At 59.8% G+C, this 22,484-nt stretch carries 15 protein-coding genes; 7 read left to right on the forward strand and 8 right to left on the reverse strand.

Annotated features, from left to right (window positions below; all coding sequences use genetic code 11):
* Nucleotides 1-5: 5 nt before the first annotated feature.
* Nucleotides 6-1,133, reverse strand: a complete 1,128-nt coding sequence (locus tag LL947_RS02065) for a pyridoxal phosphate-dependent aminotransferase (protein ID WP_499833785.1) — start codon at nt 1,131-1,133, stop codon at nt 6-8.
* A gap of 71 nt (nt 1,134-1,204) precedes the next feature.
* Nucleotides 1,205-2,143: a LysR family transcriptional regulator gene (locus tag LL947_RS02070; RefSeq protein ID WP_499834360.1), complete on the reverse strand. Its 939-nt coding sequence runs from the start codon at nt 2,141-2,143 to the stop codon at nt 1,205-1,207.
* Between the two features lie 133 nt (nt 2,144-2,276).
* Here LL947_RS02070 and trpB point away from each other — a divergent pair, with 133 nt between their 5' ends.
* From trpB to LL947_RS02100, 6 genes are all read left to right on the forward strand, one after another.
* On the forward strand, nt 2,277-3,533 hold the full coding sequence (gene trpB / locus LL947_RS02075; protein WP_499834361.1) for a tryptophan synthase subunit beta: 1,257 nt from the start codon (nt 2,277-2,279) through the stop codon (nt 3,531-3,533).
* 14 nt (nt 3,534-3,547) lie between these two features.
* Nucleotides 3,548-4,384 carry a tryptophan synthase subunit alpha gene (gene trpA, locus LL947_RS02080; protein WP_499833786.1) on the forward strand — a complete coding sequence of 279 codons (837 nt, stop codon included), beginning with the start codon at nt 3,548-3,550 and terminating at the stop codon, nt 4,382-4,384.
* An 87-nt stretch (nt 4,385-4,471) separates the two neighbouring features.
* A complete protein-coding gene (locus LL947_RS02085) occupies nt 4,472-5,038 on the forward strand; it encodes a pyridoxamine 5'-phosphate oxidase family protein (RefSeq protein WP_290824068.1) in 567 nt (188 codons plus the stop codon).
* A gap of 66 nt (nt 5,039-5,104) precedes the next feature.
* Nucleotides 5,105-5,758, forward strand: a complete 654-nt coding sequence (locus LL947_RS02090) for a hypothetical protein (RefSeq protein ID WP_404415823.1) — start codon at nt 5,105-5,107, stop codon at nt 5,756-5,758.
* A 229-nt stretch (nt 5,759-5,987) separates the two neighbouring features.
* The gene (locus LL947_RS02095; protein WP_404415826.1) at nt 5,988-6,251 is read left to right on the forward strand and encodes a hypothetical protein; all 264 of its coding nucleotides are present in this window, start codon (nt 5,988-5,990) and stop codon (nt 6,249-6,251) included.
* Nucleotides 6,252-6,488: 237 nt separating this feature from the next.
* Nucleotides 6,489-7,466 (forward strand): alpha/beta hydrolase, encoded by a 978-nt coding sequence (locus tag LL947_RS02100; protein ID WP_404415829.1) that lies wholly within the window; start codon nt 6,489-6,491, stop codon nt 7,464-7,466.
* 151 nt (nt 7,467-7,617) lie between these two features.
* On the opposite strand, the gene recD is transcribed toward LL947_RS02100, so the two are convergent.
* The 3 genes from recD to recC are packed head-to-tail and all read right to left on the reverse strand — an operon-like array spanning nt 7,618 to nt 17,161.
* Complete coding sequence (recD, locus tag LL947_RS02105; protein ID WP_499833787.1) at nt 7,618-9,894, reverse strand: exodeoxyribonuclease V subunit alpha; 2,277 nt, start codon at nt 9,892-9,894, stop codon at nt 7,618-7,620.
* Nucleotides 9,891-13,607, reverse strand: a complete 3,717-nt coding sequence (gene recB, locus LL947_RS02110) for an exodeoxyribonuclease V subunit beta (RefSeq protein ID WP_499833788.1) — start codon at nt 13,605-13,607, stop codon at nt 9,891-9,893. Before recB ends, recD begins: the two co-directional genes overlap by 4 nt.
* The gene (gene recC, locus LL947_RS02115) at nt 13,604-17,161 is read right to left on the reverse strand and encodes an exodeoxyribonuclease V subunit gamma (protein WP_499833789.1); all 3,558 of its coding nucleotides are present in this window, start codon (nt 17,159-17,161) and stop codon (nt 13,604-13,606) included. Before recC ends, recB begins: the two co-directional genes overlap by 4 nt.
* Before the next feature lie 125 nt (nt 17,162-17,286).
* On the opposite strand from recC, the gene ilvD reads away from it, so the two are divergent.
* Complete coding sequence (gene ilvD, locus LL947_RS02120; RefSeq protein ID WP_404415841.1) at nt 17,287-18,969, forward strand: dihydroxy-acid dehydratase; 1,683 nt, start codon at nt 17,287-17,289, stop codon at nt 18,967-18,969.
* 89 nt (nt 18,970-19,058) lie between these two features.
* On the opposite strand, the gene LL947_RS02125 is transcribed toward ilvD, so the two are convergent.
* The 3 genes from LL947_RS02125 to LL947_RS02135 all read right to left on the reverse strand — a co-directional run bounded on the left by LL947_RS02125 (nt 19,059) and on the right by LL947_RS02135 (nt 22,226).
* Nucleotides 19,059-20,114 carry a betaine/proline/choline family ABC transporter ATP-binding protein gene (locus LL947_RS02125; protein WP_499833790.1) on the reverse strand — a complete coding sequence of 352 codons (1,056 nt, stop codon included), beginning with the start codon at nt 20,112-20,114 and terminating at the stop codon, nt 19,059-19,061.
* Nucleotides 20,115-20,129: 15 nt separating this feature from the next.
* Nucleotides 20,130-21,155, reverse strand: coding sequence for an ABC transporter permease (locus LL947_RS02130; RefSeq protein ID WP_404415847.1), 1,026 nt, complete (start codon nt 21,153-21,155; stop codon nt 20,130-20,132).
* A 102-nt stretch (nt 21,156-21,257) separates the two neighbouring features.
* Nucleotides 21,258-22,226: an ABC transporter substrate-binding protein gene (locus tag LL947_RS02135; protein WP_499833791.1), complete on the reverse strand. Its 969-nt coding sequence runs from the start codon at nt 22,224-22,226 to the stop codon at nt 21,258-21,260.
* Nucleotides 22,227-22,484: the final 258 nt, after the last annotated feature.

Genomic DNA, 22,484 nt, shown 5'->3' on the forward strand with positions numbered 1-22,484 from the left:
GGCGTTCATTCTGAGCGAAGCGCCTGTTCCAGGGTATCCAGCCTGCCGGGCACCAGAGCATCCTCAACAGCGGTGATGCGCAGCACATGGCCCAGCGCCGGGTCGGCCGGACGGGCAATCAGTTTGCCTTCTTCCAGCAGCTGTTGATGTATGTGCGCGGCCAGCTCGGCACTGGGCAGGCGCAGGCCAACAAAATTGGTGGCGCTTGGCAGCACGTCTGCCCCCAGCCCCGCCAGGTGTGCCGCCAGCCGGTCGCGACGCTGGCGCACAGCGTAGACATGCTCCGCTACCTCGTCCGGGTGATCCAGCACCACCTCAGCAGCAGCCTGGGTCAGGGTCGAAACCGCATAGTGAATACGTACCTTCATCATGATGGCAAGGGTCTCCGGCTCGGCAATCGCATAGCCCACCCGCAATCCCGCCAGGCCATGGGCCTTGGATAGCGTGCGTACCCTCACCACGCCTGACAACACGCGGCGGCCAAAATCGCCAGCCGCATCTTCACGGAAATCATGGTAGGCCTCATCCAGCAGCAGCCAGCAGTTCTCCGGCAACGCCTGACGCAGCGCCAGGACGTCATCGTCGCTGTGAACATGGCCACCGGGATTATCCGGGTTGGCGAGATACACCAGCCGCGCGCTTTCGCGTTGAGCAGTGTTTGCCAGGGCCTCAAGGTCGGGCGCCAAAAGCCCCGGGCCTTGCTGATAAGGTACTTCCACCAGGTGGCACGCCTGGCCGCGGGCAAAATAGGCAAAGGTGGGGTAGGTGCCTGAGGTGCTGATCACGCTATCACCCGCCTGGGTCAAGGCACGCAGGGAAAGCGCCAGCAGGCTATCGGCCCCGGCATCCACCAGCATGGCTTCCAGAGGGATCTGCTTTTGCTCATTAAGTCGCGTGCGAATGCCCAGCGCCTCACTGTCACCATAGCTATATACCTGCGCTGCCATGGCATCGCCAAAGCGCTCACGCAGAGCGCGATGGGGCATGTCCAGCCCTTCGTTGGACCCCAGCTGATGGGGAATCTCACGGCCCAGGCGACGTTCCAGCACGCGCACACCGGGGAAGGGGTTGGTCGGGCCATCACCATGGGGGCCATTGGTATCAAGGTGTTTGGGGTAGCCGGGTGTTTTCATTGCGACGATCTCTTAACAATAATGTCATCCTGTTGGCACGATACCTTAGCGCGAACAGCGATGTAAAAAACCTACTTAGCGGATGACAAGATACTCTTAACAGGGAGTTGGCCGCTCAGCTCCAGCTTTAGCCAGTTGGCCAGCCGGGTGCCGTGCGACTGATGACCGCCCTGCCATGCCGGAGGCAGCCACAGGCATAGCCGGGCGGTTGTCTCTATGCTTCCCCAGGGGGCAATCAGGCGACCACTGCGCACGTCATCCTCAACCAGCAGGGTCGGCGCAATCGCCACTCCCATACCCGCCGCTGCGGCCTCAATCAGATAAAGCAGATGATCAAACCCCTGGCCTTTTTGCAGGGCTTCTTCCAGTGCTGCCTGTTCAAGCCCGTGGGCGCTGGCCCATTGCGGCCATGCCTGAGGGCGGGAGGCGGTATACAGCAAGGTATTGGCCAGCAGGGTGGCCGGCTGGTTCGGGTCACAGTGCCTGGCGAGCGCCGGGCTTGCCACCGCGCAGATCTGCTCGGGCATCAGCTCGATCACCTCTGCCTCCGCTGGCCAGGGCGGCTCGGAAAAGGCCAGGTGGGCGCTGGTGGTGCTGTGGGTGTCAGGCTGTTCCGTATCACTCACCACGACCTGTAAATTGAGCGCCGGCAGCGCCGCATGCAAGCGGTCCAGCCGGGGGATCAGCCAGCGCGCCAGCAGGCTGCCGGGGCAGGCGAGGGTGAAGGGCGCCTGACGCAGCTCATCCTTGAGCGCTGCACAACTATCCCTCAGTCGCGCAAACGCCTCGCCCACGCCGCTTTGCAAGCGTTGCCCGTGGGGCGTCAAGACCAGGCCACGGCCTTCCTTGGTGAACAGCGCCACGCCAAAATGTTCATCCAGGCTTTTCAGCTGCCGGCTGACGGCACCGTGGGTCACGCTCAGCTCGTCAGCTGCCGCGGTCACGCTGCCCAGCCGGGCGGTGGCTTCAAACGCGCGCAGGGCGCCGAGCGGGGGAAGGGTGTGATTTATCAATGTGTGACTCCAGCTCACAGGTGAGTGATATCTTATCGATTTTTATCGACGCCTGCCTGGGCTAATGTCACCTCATACTCAACGCACGGCCCGCTGAGCCAGCAGGCTGATGTCTGACCCAGAGGTTATGATGAATAAGCCTATCGATCTATCTCGCTTAGCAACACCCCAGGCGACCAGCCTGCCCGATATCAACGGTATGTTTGGCAGTTTTGGTGGTCGCTTTGTGGCTGAAACCCTGATGCCGCTGATTCTGGAGCTGCAGGAGGAATACACCGCCGCCAAGAGCGACCCTGAGTTCCAGCGTCAGCTGGCCTACTTCCAGGGAGACTACATTGGCCGACCCAGCCCGCTGTATTATGCCGAGCGGCTGACCGAGCATCTGGGCGGCGCCAGCGTGTATTTCAAGCGTGAAGAGCTTAACCATACCGGCGCCCACAAGATCAACAACTGCATCGGCCAGGTGCTGCTTGCCAGGCAGATGGGTAAAAAGCGCATTATCGCCGAGACCGGCGCAGGCATGCACGGCGTGGCCACCGCCACGGTAGCGGCGCGCTTTGGCCTGCCCTGCGTGATCTATATGGGCGAAACGGATATCGAACGCCAGCAGACCAATGTGTTCCGCATGAAGCTGCTAGGTGCGGAGATCATCCCGGTCACCTCCGGCACCGGCACTCTCAAGGACGCCATGAACGAAGCCCTGCGCGACTGGGTCACCAATGTGGATGACACCTTTTACATTATCGGCACCGTAGCGGGCCCGCACCCCTATCCGGCCATGGTGCGTGATTTTCAGGCGGTGATTGGCCACGAAACCCGCACCCAGATGCTGGAAAAACATGGCCGCCTGCCGGATTCGCTGATTGCCTGCGTCGGCGGCGGCTCCAACGCCCTGGGGCTTTTCTACCCCTTTATTGACGATGCCGATGTGCAGATGATTGGCGTTGAAGCCGGTGGCAAAGGCGTCAAAAGCGGCCTGCATGCGGCCAGCCTGAACGGCGGCACCCCCGGTGTACTGCACGGCAACCGCACCTATCTGCTGCAGAATGAAGACGGCCAGATTGCCGACGCTCACTCGATTTCTGCCGGGCTGGATTATCCCGGCATCGGTCCGGAACATGCCTGGTTGCATGAGCAGCAGCGGGTTGACTATGTCTCGGCCACCGATGATGAAGCGCTGGAAGCCTTCCAGCTCTGCTGCCGACAGGAAGGCATCATTCCTGCCCTGGAAACCGCCCACGCCCTGGCTGAAGTAACCAAACGGGCACCGACGCTTCCCCGTGACCACCTGATGGTCATCAATCTCAGCGGGCGCGGCGACAAGGATATGATGAGCGTTGCCCAGCACCTTGGCGAAAAATTTGGTGTGAACCCCACTTCCCCATAAATCAGGAGACTGCCATGCCAACCACATCACGCCTTGAGCAATGCTTTACCGCTCTCAAGCAGCAGGATCGCCCGGCGCTGGTCAGCTACCTGACCGCCGGCGACCCGGACCCGGAGACGTCTCACCGCCTGATTCACGGCCTGCCAGCGGCCGGGGTGGATATCATTGAACTGGGTATGCCGTTCAGCGACCCCATGGCCGATGGCCCTGCCATCCAGAAAGCCGCCCTGCGGGCCCTGAATAACGGCCAGACCCAAGCCAAGACCCTGGAGATGGTGCGCCGCTTCCGGGAAGACAACACCACCACGCCGATTGTGCTGATGGGCTACTACAACCCGATTTACTGCTACGGCGTGGAGCGCTTCCTGGCCGATGCGGCCAAGGCGGGTATTGATGGCCTGATCGTGGTCGATCTACCGCCGGAACACGACGAAGAGCTCTGCCAGCCTGCTGCCCGCCACGGCATTGATTTTATCCGCCTGGCTACGCCGACCACCGATGCCAAGCGCCTGCCCAGGGTGCTGGGGAACGCCTCCGGGTTTATCTACTATGTCTCGGTGGCGGGGGTCACTGGCGGTAATGCGCCCACGCCCGAGCGGCTGGAAAACGCGGTGGATGAGTTGCGCGCCAAGACAGATCTCCCGATTGCCGTCGGGTTTGGCATCCGCACCGCCGAACAGGCCACTATTATTGGCCGCTACAGCGATGGCGTTGTGGTCGGCTCGGCGCTGGTAGATTGTATTGAACACGCCGCCACCCCAGATGAGGCCGTTGAAGGGGTACATGGCCTGGTGCGTGACCTGGCCGCCAGTCTCCGCACCTGCCGTACCCAGTGTGAAGTCGTTGATTGAGAGTGAGGGGGTTGTTCAAGGGTAAAGTAGATGATCAAGTAATGGGGTGACGCGCTAAGCTAGCATTTTTCATCGAGGAACCGCTGCATGGACAACCCCCACCCCTGGGCAGAAACGCTACCGCTGCTTTATGAACACCTCTGGGCGCGTTTGATTCGGGGCGTGCATGACCGCCACGCCCCGGCACGCCACCCTGTATTGGCGACTGTCAGCGCGCAAGGGGTGCCGCAGGCCCGCACCCTGGTTCTGCGCGGTGCTGACAAGCCGACAGCCACGCTGACGTTCTATACCGATCTGCATTCCGCCAAGGTGGAGGAACTGCGCACCTCGCCGTTGGCAGCGCTGCATATCTGGGATGCCTCGGCCCATCTTCAGATGCGGATTGACGCCAGCGTCACCCTGATGACCGGCGACGACGTCAGCGACATATGGCAGCGCCTGCCCGAGCATTCGCGCCTTGCCTACAGCAGCAACGCGGCGCCGGGAACGCCGATTGCCGATTCGCTGGCCTATAGCAAAACCCCGGATCAGGCCGCCTTTGCCGTGCTGCGCCTGGACATTCAGGCCATAGACGCCCTGCACCTGGGACCTGACCATCGCCGAGCCCGGTTCACGCGGGCTGATGAATGGGCCGGGCAATGGCTGGTGCCGTAAGATTCCAATAGCATCTGTACTGCAGCGCTGCCGTCCAAACTCTGCTAACCGACAGGATTGATCGCATTGAACCAGCAGCACCTTTTGGCACTCGGCCGCTACCACCCGGTTGTGATTGAAGGGATGGGCGGCTTTGACAGCCGAGACCCGCGACCGGTGGCCGCCAGCATTGCCCAGCGGCTGAGAGGGCACTGGCAGAAGAAACCCACTGACAAGCCCAAGCTGATTGTGATTCAGGGTGACCCGCTGGAAGAGCGGGGTATCTCCGCGATTACGCCGCTGGTGGCCGCAGCACTCGGCACGTCACGCGGGCTTGTCTGCCTGGATGAAGCCATAGCGGACTACCACGCGCCCAATGCCGACAGAAACAACGTAATTCTGGAAGTTCGCTATTCCCAGCTCGCCGAGATTCTGAACCACCACCGGCCTGATACGCTGCAGCGCCTTGAGGCCCGGGTGGACCGCGCCATTAGCGAGAAAAACCATCAGCGCAGTGCCCTGGGCAAGCCCCCGCTCAAAAGCTACTTTCGTGATTTCGCCCTGCTGCAGGAAGTGACCAAGGCTGCCTGCCATCAGCTTTGCGGTGGTATAACGGTAGCGCATACTGCCCGCGAGATTCATCCGTTTTCCGTTACCAGCTTTTACACCATCGGCATTGAGCTCGGTCTGGTGAAGGCCGATGACCTGTTGAGTTACAGCAGTGCCGAGACGTCTCCCTGACAGGACATAGGCAAGTAATCCTGGCTTATAAATGATTGTTCACATTGATCCTTGAAAATCACCTAACACCCAGAAAAGAAGGTCTTAAGTACCAGCAGGACAGCTGATTAAACTGATGTTTACACTTCTCCGCAGTACATCACCTGAGGTTTCTTTAACACGACCAGCCCGAATGGCACACTGAACGATGTTAAAGGCAGCTTTCAACAACTGGAAAAAGGGGGACAATATGGGATTTGGTGATCTGATTAACAAAGCAAAAGGCGCCCTGGGTGGCAAGGCCGCAGAGGCTGCAGAGTCGCTGGGCGGAACAGACGAACTGATTTCAAAAATCAGTGACAGCGGCATCGACCTTTCAGCGTTGACAGAAATGGACGCTGACAGCGTGACTTCGCTGCTTGAAGACCGGGGGATCGACCTATCCATGCTGGAAAAGTTTGGCCTATCAGTGGAAGACCTGATCGAAAAGGTCAAGGAGTACCTGGGTCGCTAGAAGGCTGACCAGAAGAGGCTTCATCAAAGGCGCCTGCAACGGCGTCTTTTTTCGCTCTGGCGTTATTCGCCAGGCACGTCATGGCCCGCTATCCTGATCGGCTACTTTTTTCGCAGCATTTGTTCCATTTCTTCTCCACAACTAACTGCTAGAATTAAAACCGATATGCAGTAATCACAAGGATAATGTACCGCAGGATGCAACCCGAAACGATAACCACAATCAGGGTGACATGGCATGCTTTACATTACTAACCGCTTCCCAATCAATAGTATCCGGACTCGGGTCGGCCGCAAATTCAAGTTTGATCTGAACAACAACGCACCAAGTAATTCAGTTTTCTTTTGCGAACGCCTGGAGGATGGGAACTCAATCGAAATTGGCAGTATTGCCTTCCTGTCGCGGTTGAAAGCATCACCCTACCGCCAGTTACTTTTTTATCTTCACGGCTTTTCAAATCTGCCCGACGATGTTTTTCAGGCAGTTGAAGAGTTGCAGGCGCTTTGTAACGGGCAACAGCCGGATGAAGTTCTTGTCGTTCCTTTAATCTGGCCTTGCGATAACGACCTGGGTATCGTGAAGGATTACTGGGACGACCAAAAATCTGCCGACGCCAGTGCCTATTCGTTTGAGCGGGTTCTGCAGAAGTTTCTGGCCTGGCGCGATAGCGAAAAGCACAACCCTGAAGATCATCCGTGTCTTAAACGTATCAATGTCCTTGCGCACTCCATGGGTAACCGTGTCCTGCGTGAAACACTGGTTGCCTGGGGCGCTTATGATCTGGCAGATGGCCTGCCACTTGTTTTCAGGAACACATTCATGGTTGCCGCCGATATTAAAAACGAATCGCTGGAGTCCGGCCAGAGGGGTGACTTGATTTGTCATGCCTCACGTAACGTTGTTGTCTATTTCGCGTCCGACGATCTGGCACTGCGGGCCAGCAAAGTCTCCAACCTTAAAAATAAGCTAGCCTCACGGAGGCTTGGCCATTCAGGTCCTGAAGATATTCACCGTACGCCGTCCAATGTCTATGCAGTAGATTGTGACGATGTCAACAATGCTTACGATGTTCCCAAAGGGCACAGTTATTTCCGTTCAGGCAGACAGGGTGGAAAGCCGGGCCTGGTGTTTAAGCATATCTTTGCAACCCTTCTGAGTGGTCGAGTGTTCCCGGAAGATGAGTACCGCCGGACAAGTATCATCAGGGAGAATTGAGCACAGTTAAAATGAAAAAGAGGTATCGAGGAACACCCGGGAGTGATCATTGCCTGAATTAGACGTTTTTCGTGGCTCATAGGGCTCGCTAACGTGTCTTTTCGGCCTTAAAGATCGTCAACAGGCCCTGGTCGCAAAGCTTAGCGTTAAATCACTCCATCCCACTCACCCTGATCACTTCCCTCGCTACCGCTTCATCAAGCACCCCGGGCTTGGTTTCCACCACGCTGAGCCAGTCGCGGGCGCGGGTGATGCCGGTGTAGACCAGTTCGCGGGTGAGAATCGGGTTGAGGGTGGGCGGTAGCAGCAGGGCGGTGTGGTGGAATTCCGAGCCCTGGGATTTGTGTACTGTCATCGCGAACACGGTTTCCACCGCGTGCAGGCGGGAGGGCAGTACCCAGCGGATCGGGGTGTCCGGGTCGCCGGTGGGGAATGCTACCCGCAACAGGGGTTTGCCGGGTGTGCCTGAACTTGAGCGCGGGTCAGGCACGGCCAGAGTGATGCCGATATCCCCGTTCATCAGTTTCAGGCCATAGTCGTTCTGGGTGACCAGTACCGGGCGGCCTTCATACCAGCCTTTCTCCAGGGTGTAGTCACTGCCAGATAGGAGCTTTTCCCCGCGCAGGGTGTTGGCGATGCGCAGGTTCAAGCCTTCCACGCCCCAGGGGCCTTTGCGCAGTGCGCAGAGCAGCTGGAAATGGCTGTAGGCGTTGAGCACCTGGGCGGCCCAGGCGTTGAAGGGGGCCGGGTTGGCCTCGAAGGATTCCCCGTGCGGGCGCTGGCGTTGCAGCACCTCCAGGTAATGGCGGTAGCCGGTGGGTGGGGCGATGGGCTTGCCCTGGTGGTCGGTGCGGCCCTTGCCGCTATTGATAAACCCCGCAGGGCTGCCGTCGATGACCAGCTTATCCAGGGCGGTGTCCGTGGTTAGCGTCAGGTGATGTAGATCCGTATAGCCTTGGCGCAACACCGCTTGCACGGCTTGCTGTTTGTCGCGGTCGCTCTGGGTGCGGCGCGGCTGATTGATGGCCTGGGCCAGCTGGCCAATCCCGCTGTGTTGATCAAAGCGGTGGCTGACCCGCAGCATGGTAATCGCCTGATCCAGCGGCTGGCCGTTGGCATCGATGTAGGCATCGGGCAGCGGCTGGCCGGTGGCGCTTTCCAGCCAGTGGGCGGTTGCCGGGGTGTAGTGGGCGGCATCGGCGCGGCGGCACAGGTCGCCGAGTACCGAGCCCGCTTCCACCGAGGCCAGCTGATCCTTATCCCCCAGCAGCACACACTGGGCATCGGCGGGCAGGGCGTTCAGCACGGCGGCCATCATCTCGATATCCACCATAGAGGCTTCGTCAATCACCAGCACATCCAGCGCCAGCGGGTTGGCGGCGCTATGGCGGAAATGGCGGGTATCCGGGCGGGCGCCCAGCAGGCGGTGCAGTGTCGTCACTTCCGTAGGAATCGCTATGGGCGATTGGTCGCTTGTCTGGTCTGCGCTTATAGCACTATCCGTTAAGAGTTTTTCTAACGGTGCCAATGGCAAACTGCTTACCTGCCCAGCGATGGATTCATTCAGGCGGGCAGCGGCCTTGCCGGTGGGGGCAGCGAGGCGAATGCGCAGCGGCTGATCTGGCGCCTGGGCCAGCTGCAGGGTCTGCAGCAGGGCCAGCAGGCGCACGACGGTGGTGGTTTTGCCGGTGCCGGGGCCGCCGGTAATAATGCCGAAACGGCTGCGCGTGGCCAGGGCGCAGGCGGTTTTCTGCCAGTTCAGGGCGTCGGTTGCTTCAAACAGAACATTCAGCGCTTGAGGGAGCAAGTCGGGCTGAGCCTCGTTAGCCGTCGCGCTCAGGCGCTGGGCAATCTGCTGGTGCAGGCTTTGTTCATACTGCCAGTAGCGGCGCAGGTAGAGGCGGGTGTTGGTGCTGGCATCCGGTTGGCTGGCTGGGCCTGTGTGAGTATTCACTATCACCAGTGGTGTATTGCCGGGGCCTTGGCTGGCCAGCAGCGGGTGGTGCAGGGCGGCTTGCCATTCGCCCAGGGTCAGGGTAGACAAGACCTCGCTGGGCAGCGGTGGCGGGTCGGTCAGGTCATCGCCTTCTGGCGGCAGCGAGAGGGCAAAATCAGGGGCTTTCAAGGTGGTGTTCAGGTCCAGGCAGACATGGCCGCGGCCCAGTTGATGGCTGGCCAGGGCCGCCGCCAGCAGCAACAGGGGGGAGGCACCCTCGGCTTCGCTGGCCAGAAACCGCACCAGGGCGCGGTCCAGGTCGCGCAACCAGCCTCGGGCCACCCAGCGCTCGCACAGCTCAAGCAGCGCCTGGGTGTCACTCAACGCCGGGTGGGGGCTGGGCGGTGCAGTCGCCACGGCAGGCGGCGCTGTGCCGCTGTCAGTGTCAGCGCCAAACAGGTCGAGGGTCTGGGGGTCGTCTTGGCGGCTCATGCGCTGGCCTCCTCGGGGGTGTGGGCACTGGGTTCATGGCTGAACAGGCGGTCCAGCGCTTCAATCAGCTCGACCGGGGCAGGCGCGCCATAAACGCCGCGCTCAGGGTGGCGGCTGCCGCGCAGAAAGACGGTCATCGCGCCGCCCAGATGCTGGCGCGGGTCGTAATTCGGCAGGCGTGACTTGAGCAGGCGGTGCATGGCCAGCAGATACAGCGCTGACTGCACATCGTAGCGTTTTTCCAGCAGGGCGTGGCATAGGGCGTCCGGGGCGTAGGCGGCGTCATTCGGCCCCAGGTAGTTGGATTTCCAGTCGAGTACATAAAAGCGCCCCTGGTGCTCAAAGGCCAGGTCAATAAAGCCCTTGAGCATGCCGTTCAGGGTATCGGCATCCAGCGCCGGGCGGGCCATACCGGGCAACAGGTGCTGGCTGACCAGCGCATCCAGCTGCCGCGTATTGACCGCCTTGGCGGCCAGCCAGAACTCCAGCTCAACCTGACAGCTTTTTAGCTCGGCCAGGGTCACGCGGGTGCGCTCGGCGTTGGCCAGCGGCAATGGCGTGGTCAGCAGGGCTGAAAACCACCCGGCCAGGGGTTCCTGCCATGCCTGCCAGCCGCGCAGTTGTACCCGTCGCCAGAGCATGTCATTGAGGGATTCTACGTCCTTGGCAACGCTTGCAAAGCCTTGCTTGCCTGCCCATTCCAGCAGCCCGTGGAGAAAAGTGCCGGGGCCGGGGCCGCGTGGAAAGCGGTGTAGATGGTAGGTGTCCGGTTGAGACAGCGCTTGAGACCGTTCTTGAGACAGCTCTTGGGGCTCGTCCAGCACTTCCAGGGCGGTGGCCTCCTGGGCGGTGCCTGGCTCCTCCTGGGTGGCGGTGGGGGCGTTCAGGGTGCCGGACAGGCGCAGCGCCGAGTAGCTGGCAATCCACCAGTGTTCCTTGGCCGGGCGTGCCGGGGTGCGGGCATGCCCAAGGGCGGTGCTGTGTGGCGGTGGGTCCAGACGCTGCAGGCTGGGCAGCGGCGGCTCGCTAACGCGGATGTCACTGCCGTCGGCCAGCGCCGCCAATGCCTGCCTTAACGCGGCGGGGTCAGTGGGTTGGCCCCCGTTGAGCAGATAGCCCAGGGCGCTGTCCTTCAGCTCTTTCAGCGCGGCGACACCCAGCCAGGTGGCGTGTTGGGCGCGGGTGAGCGCTACGTAGAGCTTGCGCAGGTCTTCCCCCAGCCTTTCGCGGTCGGCGTGTTCAAGGAGGGTGTCATCAGCGTTCAGGCTTAGCTGTAGCTGGCCCTGGTGATCGTGCCAGCGCAGCGGCAGGTCGTCTTGTTTGACCGGGCGATGATTGGCGATAAAGGGCAGAAATACCAGCGGGTACTGTAACCCCTTGGATTTGTGGATGGTAATCACCTGCACCAGGTCAGCATCGCTTTCCAGGCGCAATTTATGGCTGTCGCCGTGGCTTTCCGGGTCGGCGATGGCTTCGGCCAAAAAGCGGATCAGGGCGTGTTCGCCATCCAGCTCGGCGCTGGCCTGCTGGAGCAGTTCGCCCAGGTGGAGCAGGTCTGTCAGTAAGCGCTCACCTTCCTGGAACTCGGCCAGCAGGCGGGCAGGAACATCAAAATCCACCATGATGCGGCGCACCAGCGGCAGCACGCCCTGGCGCTGCCACAGGCGGTGGTAGTGGCTGAATTGCTCGACCCTGGCTTCCCAGGCCAGCTCGTCATGCTGAAGGTGGTCCAGGGCGGCAAAATCCAGCCCCAGCGCCGGGCTGGCAAGGGCGGCGCGCAGGTGTGCCTGTGCCTGGCGGGAGCTGGCCAGTGGCTCGGCGCAGGCGAGCAGCCAACGCTCCATTTGAGAGGCAATCGGTGAGCTGAACACCTTGTCGTGGTCGGAAAGATAGACGCTTTTCACGCCCCGGCTGGCCAATGCCTGACGAATGGCGCGGGCTTCCTGCTGGCCGTTGACCAGCACCGCCATATCCGAGGGCTTGAGCGGTATCAGGGTGTCATCCTCAAGAAAGCCGCTTTTCGCCTGCTGACCGGCGCTGAGCAGTTCCACCATATAGGAGGCGCAGCGTTCGGCCATTTCCGGCTGATAGGCGGACTTTGAAAGCGGCTCGTCGCTTTCCAGGCACCACAGGCTCATGGCCGGAAGCGGCTGGCCGTTGTGGCTCAGCTGTTCCTTGCGGCCTTTGGCGCCCACCGGCAGGAAGGGTAAAGGGTTGTCACCGCTCTGCGCACGGAACAGAAAGGCACCGGCAGGGTGCTGGTCAGCAAAGTGGAAGCAGTGGTTGACGGCCTCGACCATGGCGTGGGTGGAGCGAAAGTTGGTGCCCAGGGTGACGTGGCGCCCATCGGTGTCTTGCCGGGCCTGCAGGTAGGTAAAGATATCCGCGCCGCGAAAGGCGTAGATCGCCTGCTTGGGGTCGCCGATCAGCAGCATGGCGGCATTCCGGCGCGGGTGGGCAACCTGATAGACGGCGTTGAAGATACGGTACTGGATCGGGTCGGTATCCTGGAACTCGTCAATCAGAGCCACCGGGAACTGGCGCAGGATCTGCGCGGCCAGGGCCTCTTTATTGGGGCCTTGCAGGGCGCGGTCAAGATGGGTGAGCAGATCGTTGGGGCCCATTTCAGCGCGGCGTTCCTGCTCGCGCTCCAGGCGGACCTTGCACCACTGAACGGCATGAATCAGCAGATCGCTGCGCGGCTCGGGCAGGGTTTCCAGGGCGGCGGGTAGAGCTTCAAAAGCTTCAAAGGCCGGGTGGGATGGAGGTGACTCGTTCCAGATTTCAGCAATACCTGCGGGTGTAAGTCGTTTCCATGCAGTGACCTTCTTATCTAAGTCAGGACGAATAAGATCGCTTTCTGCCCACTGCTGAATTTTATCTAGCCATTTGCCTCGATGATCTTTGCGCATTTTGCCAGCAGCAAAGAGCTTTGCTTTTTGGCCATCATCAAAAAGCTGGCGTAGTTCGTTGACCCAAGTCCTCCAGGGGGCTTTGAGTTCTTCAAGACGTTGGCTACGTTCGGCCTCGGCAGCGCTCAGGGTAGCGGTGGGCACGGGGCGCTGGCTGCCCAGGGCGTCGCTTTCATGCAGCAGTTTGCGTACGTCGTCATAAAGCGCATCCGGTGATGACCAGTAGCGGGTAATGCTGCCCAGGGCATCGGCATCCAGCGGGTAATAGAAGGTGCGCCAGTAATCACGCACCACTTCCTGCTGAAGTTCGTGCTGATCGTTTTCCAGATTGAGCGAGAACAGGCTGCCGCTATCAAAGGCATGCTCGCGCAGCATGCGGTAGCACCAGCTGTGAATGGTTGATACGGCAGCTTCGTCCATCCATTCGGCGGCTAGCTCCAGGCGCCGGGCGCAGGCAGGCCAGGCGGCCGGGTCATACTGGTCGCGCAGCTCAAGCAGCAGAGAGTCAGCGCTGGCCGGTTCCAGGGAATTGCGGAAGGTGCCCGCCGCTTCCACCAGCCGTTTGCGAATCCGCTCGCGCAGCTCCTGAGTCGCGGCGTTGGTGAAAGTCATCACCAGAATTTCCGGCGGCGTCAGCGGGCGCATAAAGGCCGTGGCGTCTTCGCTGTGTCGCCCCCCCAACACCAGGCGCACATACAGCAAGGCAATGGTAAACGTCTTGCCGGTGCCCGCACTGGCTTCAATCAGGCGGCTGCCGTGGAGTGGCAGCGTGAGCGGGTTGAGGGGTGTGGGTTGGGTCATTGATCCGCTCCTTTTTTTACTGCCTGAATCAGCGGGGCGTAGAGCGCTTCCATCAGCCCGAGGAAGTGGTCGCCGTGGTCGGTGTGGGCCTGGTAGAGCGTCTCGAAACGCGGCCATTGGTGGCTGAGGTAGGGGCTCTGGCTGACTTCTCCGCTGTGGTGCGAGCCGTCTTCATAGACGGTTTCGGCCGCGCTGTAGGCATCCTCCGGCGCGTTGTTCTTGGGTTTCTGCAGGGTAGTCAGCCAGGCAAAAGCCGCCTTCGTGGCCAGTGGCAGGGGCGTCTGCAGCCCGCGGGCGTAGGCCGCCAGCTGGGTTTCCAGGTGTGCGCGGGCGGTATCAGCGTCCAGCGGTTCCAGGGTCACGTTGCCTGCCTTGGAGAGCAGCTGTGTGGTCATCGGGCCGGGGAGGTTGCCCGCCAGGTGGGCCACCCAGTGGGGCAGCAGGTGATGCCAGTGATACTTGCCCTTCTTGATCAGGCTGCTGCTGAGCAGCACCAGGCGGCAGCGTTGGCCGTCTGAATTCTCACGCAGCCCGTCAAGCCGGTCGTCGAGTGCCGGGCCATCCAGGGGCTCAAGCGTGACGGGCAGCGTGTCTGTAACGGTCACCGGCCATTCTTCCAGGGCTTCGGCGTACTTCTGGAACAGCGCTTCCATCGGCTCTGCCAGGGCCTCGCGCATGCGCTCGCCAAAGGCGCCGATGGCCAGCACCCCCTGGCCCTGAAAGCGCTCCAGGGTGGCGTGAAGAGCGTCGATGCGCGGCTCGCCCTGATCAACCGCCTGGCGCTGGGCGGCAATCAGCTGGTCCTGCAGTTGCCAGTTCTGCAGGCCATCCAGGGTGAACGGTTCAGCATCCAGCTCGGCAATGGCGTCTTGCTCGAAATACACGCCCAGGCGGGTATTGAAGAAGGTTTTCACCGGGTCGCGCAGGAACCGGCCCAGCTGGCGCATGGTCAGGCTGTCGGGCAGGCGTTGTGGCGCTGGCAGTGAGCTCTGGCTGGCCTTTAGCGGGCGTTGTTGGTGAAGGGTTCGCCATTCATGGGCATAGGTAAACAGCCGGTTGGCGGCGTTGCTGAAGTAAGCACGGCTGAAAGGTTGTAGCGGATGAGTGGTGGTGAGGGCGTCAACCAGGCTGGCGCCTTCTTCCAGCTGCCAAGCGGCGTCGAGATGGTCGCGTAGCTGGCCAACCAGCACCGACGGCGGCATGTCGTTGTTGTCGATCTGGCTTTTGCCCACCCAGCTGATGTAGAGCTGATCGCGGGCGGAGAGCAGGGCTTCGAGGAACAGGTAGCGGTCGTCTTCGCGACGGGAGCGGTCACCCGGGCGGTAGTCATTGCCCATCAGGTCGAAATCCAGGGGTGACTGGGAGCGTGGGTAATCGCCGTCGTTCATGCCCAGCAGGCACACCCGCTTGAAGGGAATGGCGCGCATTGGCATCAGGGTGGCGAAGTTGACCGCCCCGGCCAGAAAGCGTTGAGAAAGGCTGTGCTCGTCAATCTGCGAAAGCCAGTGTTCACGCACCATGGAAAGCGGCAGGGCATCGTCGAGCCGGGCTTCCTGGCTGCTGTCGAATATCTGCTGCAGGCCGGTTTCCAGCTTGCCGAGCATCAGGCTTTCCTGGGCATCCTCGGTCAGGAAGAAGGTCTCCAGCAGCTCGCGCAGCCGCGCGACCCACTGCTCGGCATCGGTGGGCTGGCAGAAAATCTCCCAGGTGGCTTCGAGTTTTTCCAGCAGGGTGGCCAGCGGCCCGGCCAGGCCCGCTTCCAGCCCACCGATGTCATCAAACGGCTCGATGCCCTGCCAGGCGTTGCCATCGCCTACGCTATAGCCAAGCAGCAGGCGGCGCAGGCCAAAGGCCCAGGTGTTCTGCTCGAGCCCTTCGGGCAAAGCCAGGGTCTGGCGTTGCCTGGCGTTCAGCCCCCAGCGGATGCCAGCGCCTTGCATCCAGCGCTCCAGTACCGGCAGGTCGCGCTCGGCCAGCCCGAAGCGCTGGCGCAGGGCGGGCACGTCAAGCAGATCCATGACATCGCTGACTGAGAGGCGCAGTTCTGGCAGGCGCAGAAGTTTTTCCAGCGCTATCATCAACGGCAGGCGGTGGCGGCTGGCCTGGTCGGAAAGGGTGTAGGGAATATAGCGCGGGTCATCGTTGGGCAGCTGGCCGAAGACGGCATCGATGTGCGGCGCGTAGTGGTCGATATCCGGCACCATGACGATGATATCGCGGGGCCGCAGTGTTGGGTCGGCGCTGAAGGCGGCCAGCAGCTGATCATGCAGGATCTCGACTTCGCGCTGGGGGCCGTGGGCAAGATGGAAGACGATCGAATCATCTGTCAGCGGGACAGTGGGCCAATGGTGTTCGGATTCCCCCACCGGGCGCAATTCGCGGATATCGTCCTGCAGCTGGGTCAGCAGGCAGCCATCTTCTTCGCTGAAGGGTTCAAACATATCAATGCGCAGTGCCTGCTGCTCAAACAGGGTCTGGTAGCCGCCGGTATCATCGTGTTCATCCAGCAGACGCAGATAATCGCGCCCTTGCTTGCCCCAGGCCGCCAGCAGCGGCTGGGCATGCAGGTGCAGGGCCTCATCGGCGTCGCCGGTGCCGAGAATATCCAAGGCTTCCGGCATACCGTGTTTGCGCTGCTGGCGGTAACGGCTGGCGCGGAGTAGATCCTTGTGTTCGATGATATCCGCCCAGTAGAACTGGCAGGGGTTGTGCACGCACAGCACCACCTGGCAGCAGCGGGACAGGGCCGCCAGCGCTTCCAGGGTCTGGCTGGGCAGCGATGAAATACCGAAAATCATCAGCCGCCGGGGCAGCCCGGGTGGGCATGCCTGGCCCTCAAGCTGTTCAGCGGCCTTCAGAAAGCGTTGATGCACCTGGGCGCGGCTGCTGTTGAGGCCAGCGTCACCCTGGGTGGCTGCCACGTCGTCACGCAGAATGCGCCATAATTCGGGCTGCCAGCGCTGGTGTGCATCCAGGGGGCGTGTTTCGCCGCGTGCGGTAATCAGCACATCCTCACCTCTGGCCCAGGCGTCCAGCCAGTCGGCGCGGTAGACCTGATACTGATCGAACAGATCGGCCAGCCGCTCCGCCAGCTGGTAATGCTTGCGCTGGTCGCGGTCGGTGTCCAGAAACTGGGCGATGGGGGCGAAGGCTGCTTGTTCTGCCAGGCCGGGCAAGAGGCGTAATAGCCGCCATACTAGGCGCGATTTATCAAACGGCGAGGTTTCCGGTACTGCCTCGCCGTCCTGGTCGATATGCGTCAGCACAGTGCGGTAGGCCTGCCACAGAAAGCGTGCAGGCAGCGTTACATCAAGGGCCGCGGCAATCCCTGCGCCGCCGTTTTCCGGGTCTTCTGCCAGCGCCAGCTTTAACCACTGGCCAATGCCGTTGCTCTGTACCAGCAGGGTCTCGTTTTCCAGCGGCCCCAGCGGGTGCAGGCGCATCCACTCCACCGCCAGGTGGCGCAGGTCTTCCAGGCGGTTGCCATGTACGACCATAAAACCCGGTGTGAGCGGCGTGGATGACAGCGGTAGTGACAGTGAAGGGTCAGACATGAAAGCAGTATTCCTTTACAACGGTGGCAGTACCGCTATGGTGCCATAAGTTCTACATCTTGCGGGAAACAGCATATCCCGCCAAGCTATGCAGGTAACCTGAGTCAAGCCAAGAGAAAATATCCATGACCGATTCTGAAAATACTTCCCGCCGTCATTCATCCAAGGTCGTTGATGGCCCGGGTAAAGCCGCCAGCCGTGCCATGCTGCGTGCCGTCGGCTTTACTGATGATGACTTCAAGAAGCCGCAAATAGGCATTGCCTCCACCTGGAGCATGGTGACCCCCTGTAACAGCCATATTGGCGAGCTGGCGGAGTTTTCCCGTGATGGTGCCGATGCGGCCGGTGGTAAGGGGGTTATCTTTAATACCATCACCATTTCGGATGGCATTGCCAACGGCACCGAGGGCATGAAGTATTCGCTGGTGTCGCGGGAAGTGATCACCGATTCGATTGAAACCGTAGCAGCCTGTGAAGGCTTTGATGGTCTGGTGACGATTGGTGGTTGTGACAAGAACATGCCGGGCTGTGTGATGGGCCTGGCGCGCCTGAATCGCCCCGGCATCTTTGTCTATGGCGGCACCATCATGCCCGGCAAAGGGCACACTGACATTGTCTCGGTGTTCGAGGCAATGGGCGCCCATTCGCGGGGTGATATCGATCTGATCGAGCTCAAGAACATCGAAGAAACCGCCATTCCGGGGCCAGGTTCCTGCGGTGGCATGTATACGGCCAACACCATGGCCTCTGCCATTGAAGCACTCGGCATGAGCCTGCCGGGCAGCTCGGCGCAGAACGCGATTTCCCAGGACAAGCGCGATGACTGCAAGGCGGCCGGTGAAGCGGTGCTGGAACTGCTCGCCAGGGATATCAAGCCTTCCGATATCATGACCCGCGAAGCCTTCGAGAATGCCATCACCATCGTGATTGCCCTGGGTGGCTCTACCAATGCGGTGCTGCACCTGATTGGCATGGCGAGGACGATAGGCGTCGAACTGAGCCTGGCCGACTTTACCGACATCGGCAAGCGTGTGCCGGTGCTCGCTGACCTGCGCCCCAGCGGGCACTACATGATGAGCGAATTGGTGGCGATTGGCGGCATCCAGCCGCTGATGAAGATTCTGCTCGATGCGGGTCTGCTCAACGGTGAATGCCTGACGGTTACCGGCAAGACGCTGGCGGAAAACCTGGCGGACGTTGAGCCTTACCCCATGGATCAGCAGATCATTGCTCCGCTGGGTAACCCGCTGAAGGCGGAAAGCCACCTGCGCATCCTGTTCGGCAACCTGGCACCGGAAGGCGCCGTGGCCAAGATCACTGGCAAGGAAGGCACCCGTTTCAGCGGCTCGGCGCGGGTGTTTGGCTCTGAAGAGGAAGCGCAGGCGCGTATTAACGATGGCACTGTGGTCGCCGGTGACGTGGTGGTGATTCGTTATGAAGGCCCCAGGGGCGGCCCGGGTATGCGCGAGATGCTTACGCCAACGTCTGCCATCATGGGGCGTGGCTTGGGGAATGACGTTGCTCTGATTACCGATGGCCGTTTCTCAGGTGGTAGCCATGGCTTTGTGGTTGGCCACGTCTCTCCGGAGGCCTTCGTCGGTGGCCCTCTGGCACTGGTGGAAGATGGTGACGCGATCACCATTGACGCTGAAGCCGACACCATTGATGTGCATGTCAGTGATGACGAAATGGCCCGCCGCCGCGCAGCTTGGCAGCAGCCCACCCCGCGCTATGCCAAAGGAGTGCTGGCCAAGTACGCCAAGCAGGTCAGCTCCGCCAGCACCGGTGCGGTGACTGATGGCGAGTAAGCGATCTTATCGCTAATGCGTGATTAAGACGTTAAAAAGGCCACCCTGGGGTGGCCTTTCTGTTTCTTTTAGGCTTTGGGAAGGCAGCTTTATGCGGCTGCCGTGTCCTTTTCCGGTGGGGTGGTCGGAACAAGGGCGCGGACCAGATCCTTCATATTCAGGATGCCGATCTGTTCACCGTTGTGAACAACGCGGTAGACCCGCTGGGTGTTGCCTTCTGACAGGGCAATCACCGATTCGAGGGTGTCATCGCCGTCAATATCACCGGCAATATCGTCAACTGACTGCGTGGTCTGTTCCATCACCGAACGCACTCTCAATACCCGAGCGCGGTTGATGTCCCTCACGAAATCCATGATATACGGATCGTTGGGGTGTAGGAGGATATCCTGGGGCTCGCCCTGCTGGACGATATAGCCTTCATTGAGAATCACCAGATGATCAGCAAGCTTGAGGGCTTCATCCAGGTCATGGGTAATGAACACAATGGTTTTCTGCAGTTCCTGCTGAAGTTCCAGCAGCAGGTCCTGCATATCGGTGCGAATCAGTGGGTCCAGGGCTGAAAACGCCTCGTCCATCAGCATGATATCCGAGTTGGACGTCAGCGCTCTGGCAATTCCGACACGTTGCTGCATGCCGCCGGAAAGCTGGTGCGGGTACTGGTTTTCGTTACCCTGCAGGCCGACACGATCCAGCCATTTGGTGCCTTCCTTCTTTGCCTCGGCGGGATTTTCGCCACACACCAGCATGGGGGTGGCAGCGTTTTCCAGCACGGTGCGGTGTGGCAACAGGGCGAACTTCTGGAAGACCATCGACATCTTGTTGCGGCGTAAGCCACGCAGGGCCTGTTCGTCATAGCCCATGATATCGTCACCGTCTACCAGTACCGCCCCGTCGGTGGGGTCGATAAGGCGGTTGAGGTGACGGATCAGGGTAGATTTACCCGAGCCGGATAGCCCCATGATGACGGTAATTTTACCCGCCATGATATCCACATTGATATCCTGCAACCCCAGCACATGACCATGTTCTTCAAGCAGCGTGGCCTTGTTCATACCTGCCTTGACGTGTTCCAACGCTGTGAGAGGATCATTGCCAAATATTTTATAGAGGTGTTGGATTGATACTTTAACCTGATCACTCATGATAGAAATCCTGGTCTATTGCTGCTGGGAAGTGTTGACACGTGCAAGAGCGGCTTTGGTAACGCGGTCCAGCATGATGGCCAGTAGAACGATACCTAACCCTGCCACAAGGCCAACGCCCAGTTCGAGGTTACGAATCCCGCGCAATACCAGAACACCCAGGCCGGGGGCGGAGACCAGGGAGGCAATGACGACCATCGCCAGGCTCATCATGATGGTCTGGTTAACACCGGCCATGATGTTGGGCAATGCCAGAGGAATCTGCACGCCGTAGAGTTTCTGGCGCTTGGTCATGCCAAAGGCATTGGCCGCCTCGATAACATCCTTGTCGACCAGACGGATACCCAGGTCCGTCAGACGAATGACGGGCACAATGGCATACAGGATAATGGCAATACCGTAGAGCTTGGGCTCGGTGACCGAGAACAGGAAAATCAACGGAATCAGATACACGAAGGGGGGTAATGTCTGCAGCATATCCAATATCGGTATCAGGCTGCGCTGTAATCGGTCGCTGCGCGACATGGCAATGCCTATGGGAACTCCAAGCAACACACAGACCACCGAGCAGACAAAAATGATGGCCAGCGTCTGCATCGAATAATCATAGTGGTCAATAAAGGCAAGAAACAGCAGGAATGACGCTACCATGCCCACCAGCTTCAGCGACTTGGACGCAATGTATACAATAGCGAGTAGCGCCGGGATCATGATCCACCAGGGCGTCGACTGGAAGGTTGTCAAGGCCCCGCTGAGCATCCAGCTCAAGGGTTGGGTGACAGGATCAATGACAAAGGTAAGCGTATTCTTGATGCCTAAAAAGCCACTCTCCAGACCAGAAGTCAGTTGCCGGGTCTGGGCAATGGCCGGGCAGGCGTCGTGAAGATTATCCAGCGAGGGGAAAGGCAAATCCCATAGAGAAGTTTCCGTTTCTGCAGAGCGCTTTGAAAGTAAGTCTGCCATGTTCATGCTGCCACCGGTTTTTTCACCACACCAGTTGCGCAGCCCCAAATTATCGAACACGAAATCATATGCGGCCATAATGGGATTACCTTGAAAGAATAAATATTTAAACCCTTGAAGGGCGCTGGAAATCAATCCAGCGCCCGTTCGAGCTTTTCAGCCTTGTTAACTTGTTAAGGTTTAGAAAAGTCCTTCAAGATTGGCTTGTGCTTCTTCACTGAGCCAGCTCATCCACTGCTCCTGGTTGTTCTGCAGGAAGTGGACGACGGCTTCTTCGACGCTGGCTTCGTTCTCGGAGTGCCAGGCCAGCAGCGCGCTCATCTGTTCATTGGAGAAGCTGACGTTTTCGACCAGTGCGAAGGCTTCAGGCGCGCGATCGGCAAAATCAGCGGTCGTGACGTTGTAGACATCGGCTGCCGGGAAACCAGATACGCCGACACTGTCACATTCTTCATCCTGATTACAGGCGTGGACCTCTTCATCGTATGGCCCAAGATCTACTTCCACCATGTCATACTGGCCGAGTGGTGCGGTAGGCCCCCAGTAATAGCCAAAGTAGGGTTCTTCGTTTTCATAGGCAGACGCCATTGCGCTGGGCATGGTTTCGCCTGAGCCATGATTGAAGACCTCGATACCATTTTCTTCCAACTCGAATGCTTCAATCAGGGAATCATTGACAATCCTGCAACCCCAGCCGTCCGGGCAGTTATGGAAACGCCCACCGACCAGTTCGGGGTTTTCCAGAACACCTTCAATGCTGGTCAGCTCCGGATGCTCTTCAGCCAGGTAAGCGGGAATCAACCAGTGTTCGGTGCCGCCATCACTGAAGGTATCCGAGGCCTTGACCAGTTTGCCTTCTTCTTCCAGGCGGAAATATGCCGGTGCTGAGTTAACCCAAAGCTCGGGAACAATATCGGGCTCGTTATTTTCTGCCAGTGACGTAATGGCCGTTGTCGTTGCAGAAGGAACGACGGTGACGTTACAGCCGTACCCTTGTTCCAAAAAGAACTCGATAACGCCTGCGGCAATACCGCCCGACGTCCAGTTCATCTCGCCAACAGATACGTCGCCACACTCGGCCTGGGCATTGGCCGTCAGGGGAAGAATAGAGCCGGTCAGGGCCAAGGCATATAGCGGTAGCTTTTTCATGGAGTCACTCCGATAGCTTGCAACAGTTTATTTCCAACAGCTCGCTCGGGCGCTGACAATCGAAATAATTACAGTGCTAAATTGCCAACGCGCTAACTGACTGCGTGGAACTCACTGTATCGAAGAGGTGGATAAATACAAAAAAACCATCAACAGCTTACCGGACGGACAAAAGGCAATTTGCAGCAACAAAGTGAGCGGCAATTTTTCACAGACCGACAGGTTGGGTAAGACAAAACTTTTACTGATTGAGGGGAG

The sequence above is a fragment of the Halomonas sp. BLK-85 genome, assembly GCF_044792155.1.
Classification (GTDB): Bacteria; Pseudomonadota; Gammaproteobacteria; order Pseudomonadales; family Halomonadaceae; genus Vreelandella.

Bases quoted from the DNA above. Each gene is read 5' to 3' on its own strand.
- LL947_RS02065 (WP_499833785.1), bottom strand. From the start codon at position 1,133: ATGAAAACACCCGGCTACCCCAAACACCTTGATACCAATGGCCCCCAT.
- trpB (WP_499834361.1), top strand. From the start codon at position 2,277: ATGAATAAGCCTATCGATCTATCTCGCTTAGCAACACCCCAGGCGACC.
- trpA (WP_499833786.1), top strand. From the start codon at position 3,548: ATGCCAACCACATCACGCCTTGAGCAATGCTTTACCGCTCTCAAGCAG.
- LL947_RS02085 (WP_290824068.1), top strand. From the start codon at position 4,472: ATGGACAACCCCCACCCCTGGGCAGAAACGCTACCGCTGCTTTATGAA.
- LL947_RS02095 (WP_404415826.1), top strand. From the start codon at position 5,988: ATGGGATTTGGTGATCTGATTAACAAAGCAAAAGGCGCCCTGGGTGGC.
- LL947_RS02100 (WP_404415829.1), top strand. From the start codon at position 6,489: ATGCTTTACATTACTAACCGCTTCCCAATCAATAGTATCCGGACTCGG.
- recD (WP_499833787.1), bottom strand. From the start codon at position 9,894: ATGAGCCGCCAAGACGACCCCCAGACCCTCGACCTGTTTGGCGCTGAC.
- recB (WP_499833788.1), bottom strand. From the start codon at position 13,607: ATGACCCAACCCACACCCCTCAACCCGCTCACGCTGCCACTCCACGGC.
- recC (WP_499833789.1), bottom strand. From the start codon at position 17,161: ATGTCTGACCCTTCACTGTCACTACCGCTGTCATCCACGCCGCTCACA.
- ilvD (WP_404415841.1), top strand. From the start codon at position 17,287: ATGACCGATTCTGAAAATACTTCCCGCCGTCATTCATCCAAGGTCGTT.
- LL947_RS02125 (WP_499833790.1), bottom strand. From the start codon at position 20,114: ATGAGTGATCAGGTTAAAGTATCAATCCAACACCTCTATAAAATATTT.
- LL947_RS02130 (WP_404415847.1), bottom strand. From the start codon at position 21,155: ATGGCCGCATATGATTTCGTGTTCGATAATTTGGGGCTGCGCAACTGG.
- LL947_RS02135 (WP_499833791.1), bottom strand. From the start codon at position 22,226: ATGAAAAAGCTACCGCTATATGCCTTGGCCCTGACCGGCTCTATTCTT.